Source organism: Buttiauxella sp. S19-1, assembly GCF_022134725.1.
In the GTDB taxonomy this organism is placed as follows: domain Bacteria; phylum Pseudomonadota; class Gammaproteobacteria; order Enterobacterales; family Enterobacteriaceae; genus Buttiauxella; species Buttiauxella ferragutiae.
In genome coordinates this window covers 1-202 of record NZ_JAHWLU010000308.1, presented here as the reverse complement: position 1 = coordinate 202, position 202 = coordinate 1, and the positions used below count along the sequence as shown (strand labels likewise).

Sequence of the window (202 nt, the reverse complement as noted above, 5' to 3'; positions counted from 1 at the left end):
TGCGCCTGGCTGCCGTCGACTGTTACTTTGCGGTCATTTGCCACAGTCAGCGCGTCATCACGGCCGGTATTCACGGTGTGGTCACGGGTGACTTTCAGGGTCTGGTCATTGCGTACCGTGATACTGCGGTCGTGCGCCACGGTGATGTTCTGGTCATGCCCGCCGGCATTCTCTTTGCCGACCTTCACCGTCTGCCCCAGAC

The 202-nt window shown here is 60.4% G+C and carries 1 protein-coding gene; it reads right to left on the bottom strand.

Features of this window, described 5'->3' with window-relative positions; translation table 11 throughout:
• Positions 1-202, bottom strand: a 202-nt coding sequence (locus tag MES37_RS24690) for a bacteriophage T4 gp5 trimerisation domain-containing protein (protein ID WP_443108007.1), incomplete at both ends; no start/stop codon positions are given.